Annotated in this window: 12 protein-coding genes and 1 pseudogene; 9 read left to right on the forward strand and 4 right to left on the reverse strand. The window is 49.9% G+C overall.

Features of this window, described 5'->3' with window-relative positions:
- The 8 genes and pseudogenes from ACUU1M_RS14720 to yiiF form a co-directional block, all read left to right on the forward strand.
- The coding region (locus tag ACUU1M_RS14720; RefSeq protein WP_449144684.1) for a DeoR/GlpR family DNA-binding transcription regulator at positions 1-652 on the forward strand (652 nt) is incomplete at its 5' end.
- A 98-nt stretch (positions 653-750) separates the two neighbouring features.
- Positions 751-1,350, forward strand: a complete 600-nt coding sequence (gene yihX / locus ACUU1M_RS14725; protein WP_001295269.1) for a glucose-1-phosphatase — start codon at positions 751-753, stop codon at positions 1,348-1,350.
- Complete coding sequence (locus ACUU1M_RS14730; RefSeq protein WP_000920762.1) at positions 1,344-2,216, forward strand: virulence factor BrkB family protein; 873 nt, start codon at positions 1,344-1,346, stop codon at positions 2,214-2,216. Before yihX ends, ACUU1M_RS14730 begins: the two co-directional genes overlap by 7 nt.
- Positions 2,213-2,650 carry a D-aminoacyl-tRNA deacylase gene (gene dtd / locus ACUU1M_RS14735; RefSeq protein WP_000560983.1) on the forward strand — a complete coding sequence of 146 codons (438 nt, stop codon included), beginning with the start codon at positions 2,213-2,215 and terminating at the stop codon, positions 2,648-2,650. The genes ACUU1M_RS14730 and dtd overlap by 4 nt, the downstream gene beginning before the upstream one ends.
- A 44-nt stretch (positions 2,651-2,694) precedes the next feature.
- Entirely contained in the window at positions 2,695-3,636 is a 942-nt protein-coding gene (gene fabY / locus ACUU1M_RS14740; protein WP_449144685.1) for a fatty acid biosynthesis protein FabY, read from the forward strand.
- Positions 3,637-4,051: 415 nt separating this feature from the next.
- Positions 4,052-4,940: pseudogene (locus ACUU1M_RS14745) on the forward strand (hypothetical protein); the annotation flags it as partial.
- 1,605 nt (positions 4,941-6,545) lie between these two features.
- Complete coding sequence (locus ACUU1M_RS14750) at positions 6,546-6,764, forward strand: ribbon-helix-helix domain-containing protein (protein WP_001295676.1); 219 nt, start codon at positions 6,546-6,548, stop codon at positions 6,762-6,764.
- A 217-nt stretch (positions 6,765-6,981) separates the two neighbouring features.
- Positions 6,982-7,224, forward strand: a complete 243-nt coding sequence (gene yiiF, locus ACUU1M_RS14755) for a protein YiiF (protein WP_001086387.1) — start codon at positions 6,982-6,984, stop codon at positions 7,222-7,224.
- A 329-nt stretch (positions 7,225-7,553) separates the two neighbouring features.
- Here the strand turns inward: yiiF and fdhE are convergent, their stop codons facing one another.
- Genes fdhE through fdnG form a run of 4 tightly spaced genes read right to left on the reverse strand, consistent with a single transcriptional unit; the run spans position 7,554 to position 13,077 of the window.
- Complete coding sequence (gene fdhE / locus ACUU1M_RS14760) at positions 7,554-8,483, reverse strand: formate dehydrogenase accessory protein FdhE (RefSeq protein ID WP_152028997.1); 930 nt, start codon at positions 8,481-8,483, stop codon at positions 7,554-7,556.
- A complete protein-coding gene (gene fdoI, locus ACUU1M_RS14765) occupies positions 8,480-9,115 on the reverse strand; it encodes a formate dehydrogenase cytochrome b556 subunit (RefSeq protein ID WP_000829017.1) in 636 nt (211 codons plus the stop codon). The genes fdhE and fdoI overlap by 4 nt, the downstream gene beginning before the upstream one ends.
- Positions 9,112-10,014, reverse strand: a complete 903-nt coding sequence (fdoH, locus tag ACUU1M_RS14770; RefSeq protein ID WP_000331377.1) for a formate dehydrogenase O subunit beta — start codon at positions 10,012-10,014, stop codon at positions 9,112-9,114. The genes fdoI and fdoH overlap by 4 nt, the downstream gene beginning before the upstream one ends.
- 12 nt (positions 10,015-10,026) lie before the next feature.
- On the reverse strand, positions 10,027-13,077 hold the full coding sequence (fdnG, locus tag ACUU1M_RS14775; RefSeq protein ID WP_094185492.1) for a formate dehydrogenase-N subunit alpha: 3,051 nt from the start codon (positions 13,075-13,077) through the stop codon (positions 10,027-10,029).
- Between the two features lie 193 nt (positions 13,078-13,270).
- Between fdnG and fdhD the strand changes: the two genes are divergently transcribed.
- On the forward strand, positions 13,271-14,104 hold the full coding sequence (fdhD, locus tag ACUU1M_RS14780) for a formate dehydrogenase accessory sulfurtransferase FdhD (RefSeq protein WP_000753617.1): 834 nt from the start codon (positions 13,271-13,273) through the stop codon (positions 14,102-14,104).
- The last annotated feature ends 55 nt before the right edge of the window (positions 14,105-14,159 follow it).

Consider the following 14,159-nt stretch of genomic DNA (forward strand, 5'->3'; position numbering starts at 1 on the left):
TCGTAAATTAAGCGAGCAAGGCCTGATTACGCGCCATCACGGTGGCGCGGGTCGGGCTTCCAGCGTCGTTAATACGGCGTTCGAGCAGCGTGAGGTTTCGCAAACCGAGAAAAAAAAAGCGATTGCCGAAGCGGTGGCAGACTATATTCCTGATGGTTCAACAATATTTATCACCATTGGTACGACTGTTGAGCATGTTGCCCGGGCGTTACTTAACCATAATCATTTGCGGATAATCACCAACAGCCTGCGTGTGGCGCATATTCTTTACCACAACCCGCGCTTTGAAGTGATGGTGCCCGGCGGTACGTTGCGCTCTCATAATAGCGGGATCATTGGCCCTTCAGCGGCGTCCTTTGTGGCTGATTTTCGTGCTGATTATCTGGTAACAAGCGTTGGGGCGATTGAGAGCGATGGCGCGTTGATGGAGTTTGATGTAAACGAAGCTAACGTGGTGAAAACGATGATGGCGCACGCGAGAAATATTCTGCTGGTCGCCGATCACACTAAGTATCATGCTTCGGCGGCGGTTGAAATTGGTAACGTGGCACAGGTCACTGCGCTCTTTACCGACGAGCTGCCGCCCGCTGCGCTAAAATCACGCTTACAAGACAGCCAAATTGAAATCATTCTTCCCCAGGAAGACGCGTAGATTTTTGTGACCGTTAACCTGGCGTCATACCTTGCCACATAGCCAAACCCATCCTTTCCCGCTACAGTTAATTTCTTGTGGCGCGAAAGGAGGCAAAAATGCTCTATATCTTTGATTTAGGTAATGTGATTGTCGATATCGACTTTAACCGTGTGCTGGGAGCCTGGAGCGATTTAACGCGTATTCCGCTGGCATCGCTTAAGAAGAGTTTTCATATGGGGGAGGCGTTTCATCAGCATGAGCGTGGGGAAATTAGCGACGAAGCGTTCGCAGAGGCGCTGTGTCATGAGATGGCTCTACCGCTAAGCTACGAGCAGTTCTCTCACGGCTGGCAGGCGGTGTTTGTTGCGCTGCGCCCGGAAGTGATCGCCATCATGCATAAACTGCGTGAGCAGGGGCATCGCGTGGTGGTGCTTTCCAATACCAACCGCCTGCATACCACCTTCTGGCCGGAAGAATACCCGGAAATTCGTGATGCTGCTGACCATATCTATCTGTCGCAAGATCTGGGGATGCGCAAACCTGAAGCACGAATTTACCAGCATGTGTTGCAGGCGGAAGGTTTTTCACCCAGCGATACGGTCTTTTTCGACGATAACGCCGATAATATAGAAGGAGCTAATCAGCTAGGCATTACCAGTATTCTGGTGAAAGATAAAACCACCATCCCGGACTATTTCGCGAAGGTGTTATGCTAAAAACCATTCAGGACAAAGCCAGGCACCGTACCCGTCCACTATGGGCCTGGCTAAAACTACTCTGGCAACGTATTGATGAGGACAACATGACAACCCTGGCAGGTAACCTTGCCTATGTGTCGTTGCTCTCATTAGTGCCGCTGGTTGCCGTTGTTTTTGCGCTTTTCGCCGCTTTTCCCATGTTTTCCGACGTCAGCATTCAGTTACGTCACTTTATTTTTGCCAACTTTCTGCCTGCTACTGGCGATGTTATTCAGCGGTATATCGAACAATTTGTTGCTAATTCCAACAAGATGACCGCCGTTGGGGCGTGCGGGCTGATCGTCACCGCGTTATTGTTGATGTACTCCATCGATAGCGCGTTGAATACCATCTGGCGCAGTAAACGAGCGCGACCAAAAATTTACTCGTTCGCCGTGTACTGGATGATTTTAACGCTGGGGCCGCTGCTGGCAGGGGCCAGTCTGGCGATCAGTTCCTATTTGCTCTCCCTGCGCTGGGCGAGCGATCTCAATACTGTCATCGACAACGTGCTGCGTATTTTTCCGTTGCTGTTGTCGTGGATCTCCTTCTGGTTGCTGTACAGCATTGTTCCTACCATCCGCGTACCTAACCGCGACGCGATTGTCGGCGCGTTTGTCGCCGCACTCCTGTTCGAAGCAGGAAAGAAAGGTTTCGCGCTTTATATCACCATGTTCCCGTCATATCAGCTCATTTACGGTGTGCTGGCGGTGATCCCCATTCTCTTTGTTTGGGTCTACTGGACATGGTGTATCGTCTTGCTTGGCGCGGAAATTACTGTCACTCTCGGGGAATACCGCAAACTAAAACAAGCAGCTGAACAAGAAGAAGACGACGAACCATGATTGCATTAATTCAACGCGTAACCCGTGCCAGCGTCACCGTGGAGGGAGAAGTGACGGGCGAAATTGGCGCGGGACTTTTGGTGTTATTGGGTGTCGAAAAGGATGACGACGAACAGAAAGCAAACCGTCTGTGCGAGCGTGTGCTCGGCTACCGCATCTTTAGCGATGCCGAAGGCAAGATGAATCTCAACGTGCAACAGGCGGGCGGCAGTGTACTGGTGGTTTCCCAGTTTACCCTCGCCGCAGATACCGAACGGGGGATGCGCCCAAGTTTCTCCAAAGGCGCATCACCGGATCGCGCAGAGGCGTTATATGACTATTTCGTCGAACGCTGCCGCCAGCAAGAGATGAACACGCAAACAGGACGCTTCGCTGCCGATATGCAGGTATCGCTGGTCAATGATGGCCCCGTGACATTCTGGTTGCAGGTATGAGCCAGCTTCCAGGGTTGTCACGGGAAACAAGAGAGAGTATCGCTATGTATCACCTTCAGGTTCCACAAACAGAAGAAGAGTTAGAGCGTTACTATCAGTTTCGCTGGGAAATGTTGCGTAAGCCCCTGCATCAACCAAAAGGTTCGGAACGCGACGCGTGGGATGCGATGGCGCATCACCAGATGGTCGTCGACGAGCAGGGTAATCTGGTGGCGGTAGGCCGATTGTATATTAATGCCGACAATGAAGCGTCCATTCGCTTTATGGCCGTTCACCCGGACGTGCAGGACAAAGGGTTAGGAACGCTGATGGCGATGACCCTGGAGTCGGTGGCGCGTCAGGAAGGCGTTAAGCGCGTGACCTGTAGCGCCCGTGAAGACGCGGTGGAGTTTTTCGCCAAGCTGGGGTTTGTTAATCAGGGAGAAATCACCACGCCAACCACCACGCCGATTCGCCATTTTTTGATGATTAAGCCCGTCGCCACTCTGGATGATATTTTGCATCGCGGCGCCTGGTGCGCGCAGCTGCAACAGGCGTGGTACGAACATAACCCGCTTAGTGAAAAAATGGGCGTGCGTATTCAACAATATACCGGGCAAAAATTTATCACCACCATGCCGGAAACCGGCAATCAGAATCCGCACCATACGCTGTTTGCCGGGAGTTTATTCTCGCTGGCGACGCTCACCGGTTGGGGGCTTATCTGGCTGATGCTGCGTGAACGCCACCTCGGCGGAACGATTATTCTGGCGGATGCGCATATCCGCTACAGCAAACCGATTAGCGGTAAACCCCATGCGGTAGCCGACCTTGGTGCCTTAAGCGGCGATCTCGACCGTCTGGCGCGCGGACGAAAAGCACGGGTGCAGATGCAGGTCGAAATCTTTGGCGACGAGACGCCGGGTGCAGTGTTTGAAGGCACGTATATCGTTCTGCCCGCGAAGCCATTTGGCCCGTATGAAGAGGGCGGGAACGAAGAAGAGTAGCTTATGGAGAGGGGCGGTGCTGCCTCTCTCATTCATTCCGGTCATTTACATCAGTCCCTGACTATTCCGGTTATATTGAATAAGAACTTTATAAATTTTTATTCTTCGTTGGCACCATACGTGTCTTGCTACATCACTGTTCAGGAGCATTTAAATATTATTTGTAGAGCTGAGTGGCAATTATTGCAGATAATGCTTAACTCATCATCTTAGTTCAGGTTTGAGCGATTTTTGATAGTCAAAACCCCCTCTGGTGCCATACTTTTTTCATAAATATTTTTAAAATCTATAGCTCACAAACATTATGCAAAGATAATGGGCTGGCATACATTGTCAGTATCATTCATTTACTGCTCTGTATGTTATGAATCATTATGTTGTATGTTTGCTCTTAAACCGTGGGAAGGAGGCTATAATGGTTGCCAATATTAATCTCATTAAACAAGAAAGTTATTCTGTTGTTAATTTAGAAAAACAACTAATGAGTAATAAATCACCGAAGCAAACGCTATTAAATCAATTTTCACTTTGCCTTAAAATGGAAGGTGAGGAGCAACTGTGCGATTGTGTTAACGAACTGAAGCATGGTTTGTCGAGTAATAATGAATATGACCTGTTTAAAAATAGAGAAACCTCACTGTGGAAACGCAAAGTACCAGAAAGCGCAGCGCTGGCAATGACGGGAACAGTATATAAATTATTTGGTAATCGCTTACTCAACGCCCGCAATCAGTTAGATAAAAATCTCCTCGAAATGGCTATGCAAATGGTTTATGGCAAAGATATGGTGACAAAGTCCGGGGATATATTGATTGATATACAATTAAATAAGGATGGCAGTCTCCAGAGTAAGCACTACACACTTGATGTAGGTGAAGTTATAAACAGTTATAATATTGACCCTCTTTGTGAATGCTTCAAGTATTAATCAAACTTACTTACATGATAAAAATCCTGGTGACGTTATTAGCCTGTATGGCACTTTAGATAACATTCCCCTTGTAGTTAAGGAATGCACGGGTAAAAATCATCAAATTAATGTTAAAGCCAAATTGCCACAAGAACGAAGTGAAAAAGTTGAGGATATGTGTGAAAGAATGAAAGGTGGCATCTCTATGTTTAACCACACCACAAAAACAGCTGATAATATAGAGCATAATTTGCAGCTAAGTTTTCTCGTGGGTTCACGTCCGTCGATCACCAATAAATACTCAGCAAAAGATGTAGGTCCAGATATACTTGCATTGCCCGTCAACGTATATCATGCGGATTTTAAAATTAAAATCAATAATGCAGTGGAGAAGGCTTCATCAATTGTGTTATGTGCTGTGCAAAAAAATCTCCATGCAGCAAGGAAGGTTCTTAGCGGGATAATAGGAAATGTGCCAAAAAATAATAAACCAAAAACAATTATTTTTGATTTGCGTTTTCTTAGTGCAATTAAGCAGAAAGTTTTTTTGGGCAGTGAAAAACCGTTGTTTGTAAAGCATACCGCAATGATGAGGGAGGCATGTAAGGAATTACCGCAGTCAGTGGAATATGTTCCTTTAGCCTGTGAAGCGCATAGCCATCGCAGCGTCGCCCTTGCCAAAACCGTGGCTGCGCCCATCATGGCGACAGGTGTGGGCTTGGCATTAATGTATGCAACATCATCAGGACCGTATTATGCGCAAAGTCTTTCTGGTTCGCCGGATATCGAGATGATAAAAAATCGCATGGCTGAATTGTTTAACCAGTCGGATATTTCTGTGCGCAACAAATATAGCCCGGCTTTTGATAAATGGAATGAACTGGTAGATAAATTAAATCACGAAAGAAATACAGTTCCGTTTGCGTGTTTGACCACCATTTTAGCGACGGCGATAAATGAAACTCTTGAGGGGGATACGAATGTTGCCGTTGTGATGGGGTGTAAATCTGCGAAAGATCGCACGATATCCATTGTCCTTGGCAACTCGATGTTGCAAACACTCCTTGAAAAACGCCTCGCCGATAGTGGAGAAATAGAAAATCTTTTTGATCAACAGGGATATTTTAGTTGCGATTCATTAACACCCGAAGAATTAATGATGTTAAAAGACCTTTTTGATATTCGAGTTCTTCATGTCTCTAACAAATTCAATGTTGGATTGCAAGGTAATATCAACACTGATGTTTTACAAGATTCGTTTTTTAAAAATGTCGATTTCATTCATGAATATAACTCGTATACCGTAGGGATGGGAGTCTGACGAGTAAAACTCATTAGGATTATCAGAATTCGGACAATGCATTGCAAAAATGACATACAAAGAGAGATGTGTGCAGGTACTTAGCCGCGAGGGGCATGGCGAAGCCATACAGAAAGTACCAGTATTCAGAACTCCAGTGAAAGCGGCATAGTGGCCGCCTGCTCAGGAGTTTTGCTATGACCCGTAATCGTGCTGAACGTCGCCACCCTATGATGCGATTAAAAAAACTCATCGTCGCGCTGATGATTGACGTCAATGCTATCGGATGATGCCGGGGGTGTTCCGGAAGGAATTCCTTGTTTCCCGAACTGTTACCAACAAAATTATAACGATGAGCAAGTAAAGACCGGTTGGTGGCAGTACTGACCGGTCTGTGATGAAAGATTAATTTCACCTTAAATCCTGGTGCTGTTAGGATGCTGACGTTTTTCGGCTACACCATTCAGATTATGCAAATAAATATCCCTGAATATAATATATTCATAGCACCCATAACTCATCCTGGGCGATAACTAAACCATTTTTGAGTAATAAATGAAACAACTGCAACGCTCTTATTATTTCTGGAAAACGCCTCGCAAAAACAAAATGACATGCAAAAATCCGCATTTTTTTAAATGCTTTTCCGGCGTAATTTTCGCACATACATTAATGAGTAATATATGTAAGGTGGTGGTAATGGCGATGAATACGGTTTTTCTTCATTTATCAGAAGAGGCAATTAAACGGCTGAACAAGCTTCGGGGCTGGCGTAAGGTTTCACGATCTGCAATTTTACGCGAAGCGGTTGAGCAATATCTGGAGCGGCAGCAATTTCCGGTGCGTAAAGCAAAGGGAGGCAGGCAAAAGGGGGAGGTAGTTGGTGTTGATGATCAGTGTAAGGAGCATAAGGAATGAAAAAAAATTTTCATTCTTGAATATAAAAAACAGATGCCCTTATTCTGGTATTAATACAAGGCTGTTTTACTTGAACTTATAATAACTGCAACTGTTACATCGTATCTGGAAAACGCCTCGCAAAAATAAAAAATGATGCGTAAATGAGCTTTCTTTAAAGATTCGGCAAGGGTACTTTTCTCTCCATAGATTCAAAAATGATATTGGCGAGATATTTATGAACTCTCTGGCAGGTATAGATATGGGCAGAATTTTACTCGATTTATCGAATGAGGTGATTAAGCAACTTGATGATCTCGAGGTGCAGCGTAATCTTCCTCGTGCGGACCTATTAAGGGAAGCGTTAGATCAATACCTGATAAATCAATCGCAAACAGCAAGAACCAGTGTTCCTGGCATCTGGCAAGGGTGTGAGGAAGATGGTGTCGAATATCAGCGTAAGCTGCGCGAGGAATGGTAATGGGAAAAAATGATGTCAATCAGATTGCTGACAACGTGCGCGTTGTTCATGCCGGATGCGGCGTGAACGCCTTATCCGGCCTACAAAGTCATGCAAATTCAATATATTGAAGTTTATTGGTAGGCCTGATAAGCGCAGCGCATCAGGCAATCATACGCTTGTCATCAATGACATACCCATAACCTTATCGATGTGTTGGAGGGAAGAACGAGGCAAACAGACAATTGCGGCATGATCTTGAATGGGTAACGCGGAATACGAGAGATGGTGTCGTCACACCCTATGAGCTGTAATCCGGGCGACCTGCGCCACCCGGAAAACGTCAGAGATTACTCTCCTTCACCCGGAAACAGGAACGGGTTAATGGAACTACGGGCGTAGCCTTCTTGCTCCATTCGCGCGTCCAGTACCAGAGAGGCGAGGTCATCTGCCACGGCTTCAACTTTCGGTTCTTTTTCCTGATAAAGAATCTTCAGGTAAGTGCCGCAGTCATCGCAGCTTTCGGCTTTAATCGCGGCCTGTTCGTCATCCAGCGACCAGTAATGCAGTTTGCCGCTCTGCTCGCAGTTGCTGCATTTTACGCGCACTACGTGCCATTCGGTTTCACACAGGTTGCAGTGCAGGTAACGCAGACCCTGAGTGGTGCCAATTTGCACCATGCTGGACACCGGCATAGAGCCACATACCGGGCAATATTGACGTTGTTCGCCGTATTCAGCGCGGGCTTTGCCGGGGATCAGATTGGCCATCTGCGCCCAGTAGAGCGACAGCGCAGCCCAGATAAACGGCGCTTTATCGCTGCTGACGGACGAGAAATCAGAGGCAAACAGCGCGCTGGCCATATCTTCCAGCTCCTGAGTCGATGCCTTCTCCAGATTCTCAATCACTGCCAGCGCCGGGCCGCTCATTTCAGGTTTCAGCTCAGCAATTAGCGCCATCAGCAGCTTTTGCCAGTGCTTATCACGCGGCAGAACGTGAATATCCAGCGGGGGCTTGCCCTGTGCGCTGGCTTCTTTAATGCGCGCGGTCAGATCCATCTCCAGCGGATGGTCGTACAGCACCACTTCCTGGGCGTGGGCGATAAGCGCAGCAAAGCACAGGTAATCACCCAGCGGATTATTTTCTGCCAGCTCGCGCAGACGCTCGGCGCGGCGGTTGTATAAATTCTTGAGCCGAGGGAACAATAACGGCGGAATCATATCCGCCGTACGTTTCTCGCTCGAACCCAGCTCATCTTGCGGGATTATGCGAATACTCATTCAGCTTTCTTTTCCGTTGTCTTGCGGACCTCACGGTACCAGCGCGGGTGATGTTTCTTCGCCCAGGCGCTGGTAACCCATCCTTCCACCATGGCGGTAATCGTGCCTTTCACCCAAAGGGCGGCGTAGATATGCACCATGATAACCACAATTAACGCCACTGCGGCAAATGAATGCAGCATTAACGCGAATCGGATCACCGGGATTGAGAAAGCAGGCGCAAAATAAGGACGCCAGATAATCACGCCGCTCACCAGCAGCAGAACCAGGAAAATAATCGCCGCCCAGAAAACGCATTTCTGACCGAAGTTATAACGCCCGGTGTCACCTACTTCCTCGTTGACGACGATCTTACGAATATTCTTCGCCCAAAAGATATCATCCCGATTGATTAGGTTTTGATGCCAGTAACGGAAAAACATGATGATGAACGAGGCAAACATAACCACGCCGACAAACGGGTGCAGAATTCGCGCCAGCTGCGGTGTGCCCATGATTTGCATCAACCAGTTGAAGGACGGGAACAAAAAGCCCAGCCCGCTCACCGCCGCCAGGATGAAGCAGAAGGCGGTGATCCAGTGGTTGATACGTTCCGGCGCGGTGTAGCGCACGATGGTGTCACGTCGTTTCATTTGCGCTCCTCGTCTTTCTCTTCGTGCAGATTATTCTCTTCCTCATCCGCACGGTTCGGACCGACACCCACGTAGTGGAAGATACTGGCCGCAAAGGTAGCCGCAAAGCCAACAGCCGCGAGCGGTTTCCAGATGCCTTTCCAGAATTTCACGGTTTCGCTGATTTCCGGGTTCTCCGGCAAGCCATGATACAGATTTGGCTTGTCAGCATGGTGCAGCACGTACATGACGTGTGTACCACCGACGCCTGCCGGATCGTACAGACCCGCATTGTCGTAACCGCGGGTTTTCAGCTCAGCAACGCGCTCGCTCGCCAGCGTTTTCATCGACTCTTTCGTACCGAAGTGAATCGCGCCCGTTGGGCAGGTCTTCACGCAGGCTGGTTCTTGCCCAACCACCACGCGGTCAACGCACAGCGTACATTTGTAGACGCGGTTGTCTTCCGGGTTGAGGCGCGGAATGTCGAACGGACAGCCCGCAATGCAATAACCGCAGCCAATGCACTGCTCGGACTGGAAGTCGACGATACCGTTGGCATACTGAATAATTGCACCTTCCGCCGGGCACGCTTTCAGGCAGCCTGGATCGGAACAGTGCATACAGCCGTCTTTGCGGATCAGCCATTCCAGTTTGTCGTTCTGCTCCACTTCCGAGAAGCGCATTACCGTCCACGATTTGGCGCTTAAATCATTGGGGTTGTCGTACACCCCAATGTTATTGCCGACGGTATCGCGAATGTCGTTCCACTCTGAACACGCCACCTGACAGGCTTTACAGCCGATACAGGTGGTAACGTCGATGAGTTTCGCCACTTCTTCCTGGAAGTCCCGCGCCTGAGGCGCGGGGGTCAGACCGTTAGTCGCGGAACGACGAATGATATCTTGAGATTGATAAGCCATATGTCGTCTCCGTTACACCTTTTCCACATTCACAAGGAAGGACTTAAACTCCGGCGTCTGCGTGTTCGCATCACCAACGAATGGCGTTAAAGTATTGGCAATAAAGCCTTTTTTAGCTACGCCTTCATAGCCCCAGTGAATCGGAATACCGATGGTATCGATATCTTTGCCGTTCGCTTTCAGCGTGCGAATACGTTTGGTCACCACCGCTTTGGCTTTGATATAGCCACGGTTGGAGGAGACTTTCACGGTATCGCCCTGGGCAATGCCAAGTTTATTCGCCAGCGACTCCCCGATTTCCACAAACTGCTCTGGCTGCAAAATCGCGTTCAACAGCGCGTGTTTGGTCCAGTAGTGGAAGTGCTCGGTCAGACGATAGGTGGTTCCGACATACGGGAACTTATCGGCTTTACCCAATGCTTCGGCGTCGTCTTTAAAGATACGTGCAGCCGGGTTCGAGATAACGTTTGGATGCAGCGGGTTAGTTCCCAGCAGCGTTTCAAACGGCTCGTAGTGTTCCGGGAACGGACCTTCCGCCATCTTATCGAGGGCAAACAGACGCCCCATGCCTTCCTGCTGCATGATAAACGGCCCGACGCCGCTACCCGGAGGCGCTGCGCTGTAGTCCGGAATATCCCAGCCGGTCCACTTAGTGCCGTCCCATTTCAGCAACTGACGCTTCGGATCCCACGGGTTACCCTGCGGATCTGCGGAGGCGCGGTTATACAGAATGCGGCGGTTAAGCGGCCATGCCCATGCCCAGCCCAGCGTGTTACCGAGGCCAGACGGATCGGCGTTATCACGACGCGCCATCTGGTTGCCTTCCGGCGTCCAGCTACCGGCGAAAATCCAGCAGCCACAGGAGGTTGTACCGTCATCGCGCAATTGGGCGAACGAGCTAAGTTGTTGGCCTTTCTTGACGATAACCGCACCGGTTGCCGGATCGGTAATATCGGCCAGCGCCTTACCGTTGCTCTCCATCGCTACTTCTTCCGACTTCGGCTCATGCGGAATGGCGTAGTTCCAAGTCATGTTCAGCACCTGATCCGGGTTCGCGCCACCCTGTTCGGCATACATCTTGCGCAAGCGCAGGAAGATACCGGAGAGGATCTCACCGTCAGTCAGCGCAATCCCCGGGGCGTCCGCACCTTTCCAGTGCCACTGCAACCAGCGACCTGAGTTAACGATTGAACCGTTCTCTTCTGCGAAGCAGGTCGATGGCAGACGGAACACTTCGGTCTGGATCTTCGACGAGTCAACTTCGTTCAGCTCACCGTGGTTCTGCCAGAAGTTAGAGGTTTCAGTGTTCAGTGGGTCGATGGTGACGAGGAACTTCAGTTTCGACAGACAACCGATCACTTTGTTTTTGTTCGGGAATGAGGCAACAGGGTTAAAGCCCTGGCAGATATAGCCATTGACCTTGCCCTCTTTCATCATCTCGAAGTATTGCAGGACGTCGTAGCCTTTATCCCACTTCGGCAACCAGTCAAAGCCCCAGCTATTTTCCGCCGTCGCTTTATCACCAAAGAAGGCCTTCATCATAGAGACGAAGAATTTCGGGTAGTTGCCCCAGTAGTTTACCTGGCCTTCCAGCAGCGGTTTTGGCGTGTTGGCGGTAAGGTAGGTTTGCAGATCGGTCTGCTTCTCGCTTGGCAGCGTCATGTAACCTGGCAGACTCTGCGACAGTAGCCCCAGGTCCGTCAGCCCCTGAATATTGGAGTGACCGCGCAGGGCGTTAACGCCGCCGCCGGCCATCCCCATATTGCCGAGCAGCAGCTGGATCATCGCCATCGTACGAATGTTTTGCGCACCAACGGAGTGTTGCGTCCAGCCGAGGGCATACAGGAACGAGGCAGTTTTATCGTGAGCACTGGTTTCTGCGATGTATTCGCAGACTTTCAGGAACGCGTCTTTTGGCGTACCACAGATGTTTTCAACCACATCTGGCGTGTAGCGGGAAACGTGCTGTTTCAGCAAGTTCCACACGCAGCGCGGATGTTGCAGCGTGGTATCGCGTTTGGCGAAGCCGTTTTCGTCCAGTTCATAAGTCCAGGAGGATTTATCGTACTTGCGTTTTTCCGCGTCGTAGCCGGTGAACAGGCCATCTTCAAAGCCGTAATCCTCACGCACGATCAGGCTGGCGTTGGTATAGGCTTCGGTGTATTCGTGGTTGAATTTTTCATTGTTCAGCAGGTACAGCAATACGCCTGACAGGAAAGCAATGTCAGTACCGGAACGAATAGGGGCATAGTAGTCAGCTACCGCCGCCGTACGCGTAAAGCGAGGATCGATCACAATCAGCTTCGCGCCGTTGTGAATTTTGGCTTCCATCGCCCAGCGGAACCCGACCGGGTGAGCTTCAGCGGCGTTACCGCCCATCACCACGACGAGGTTGGCGTTCTTGATGTCGACCCAGTGGTTGGTCATCGCACCGCGACCAAATGTTGGAGCAAGACTTGCTACCGTTGGTCCGTGTCAGACACGCGCCTGGTTGTCGACCGCGAGCATACCCAGCGCGCGGGAGAATTTTTGCGTTAAATAGCCGGTTTCGTTACTCGACGCGGAAGCACACAGCATCCCGGTGGAGAGCCAGCGGTTAACAGTCACGCCTTCGGCGTTTTGCGCAATGTAGTTAGCATCGCGGTCTTCTTTCATCAGTTTGGCGATGCGATCAAACGCCTCTTCCCAACTGATTTGCTGCCATTTATCAGAACCTGGCGCACGGTATTCCGGAAACTTCAGACGGCTTTCGGAGTGGATGAAATCCACCAGGCCAGCGCCTTTCGGACAAAGTGCACCGCGGTTGACCGGGTGATCCGGATCGCCTTCGATATGGAAGATAGATGCTTTGGCGTTTTTTGCTCCGTCACCGAGGCTGTACATCAACAGCCCACAGCCTACGGAACAATAGGTGCAGGTATTACGGGTTTCGCGGGTGCGCAGCAGTTTATACTGCCGGGTTTCCGCGAGTGCTACGCTGGGTGCAAAACCCAGTGCCGCTGCCGTGGTGCCTGCCATACCGCCAGCGCAGATCTTAAAGAACTGCCTTCTGCTGACCTGCATGGATTGCTCCTTGTTTCGACATTGTCACGTCCCATTTACATTCGCTTGCTGCGTGTGCAGGGAGTGGGAGTTATTTTTCTTTGCGGAAGGGGCCGCAAAGGTCCAGAATTGGCTCAATTTCCCTCCATCTAGGAAGGGTTTGTAACAGAATACCATAATGTTGGTGTGTGTGTTCTTATCTGGTTAAGAGAAAGTGAAAAAAACACAGCGAAAAGAAATCGAAAATGTGACAAATATCACAGGTGTTCGTCAAATTGAGTTATGGCGGCGTGATGATTTACAACACCCACGGTTAGATGAGGTCGCGGAAGAAGTTCCCGTTGCGCTGGTCTACAACGGCATTTCGCATGTGGTGATGATGGCGTCGCCCAAAGACCTTGAGTACTTTGCGCTCGGTTTTTCGCTTTCCGAGGGGATAATAGAAAGTCCGCGCGATATCTTCGGCATGGATGTCGTTCCTTCCTGTAATGGTCTTGAAGTACAAATTGAGCTTTCCAGCCGCCGCTTTATGGGGTTGAAGGAGCGCCGCCGGGCGCTGGCGGGACGTACGGGCTGTGGCGTATGCGGCGTGGAGCAACTTAATGACATCGGAAAACCGGTGCAGCCGCTACCGTTCACCCAGACGTTTGATCTCAACAAACTGGATGATGCATTACGTCATCTCAACGATTTTCAGCCAGTGGGGCAACTGACTGGTTGTACTCACGCCGCTGCCTGGATGTTGCCATCTGGCGAACTGGTCGGCGGGCATGAAGACGTGGGTCGCCATGTGGCGCTGGACAAACTGTTAGGCCGCCGGTCACAAGAAGGGGAAAGCTGGCAGCAAGGTGCGGTACTGGTTTCCAGTCGTGCCAGTTATGAAATGGTGCAAAAGTCGGCGATGTGCGGCGTAGAGATTTTGTTTGCGGTGTCTGCCGCGACCACGCTTGCTGTAGAAGTGGCTGAGCGCTGTAATCTGACACTGGTAGGTTTTTGTAAACCGGGTCGGGCAACGGTTTATACCCATCCGCAGCGTTTGAGCAATTAATTAAAATAAGTCCTGCGATATATATTAAATTGCAGGACTTATTCATTTCGTGAAT

This window comes from Shigella sp. SIG6 (assembly GCF_053555815.1).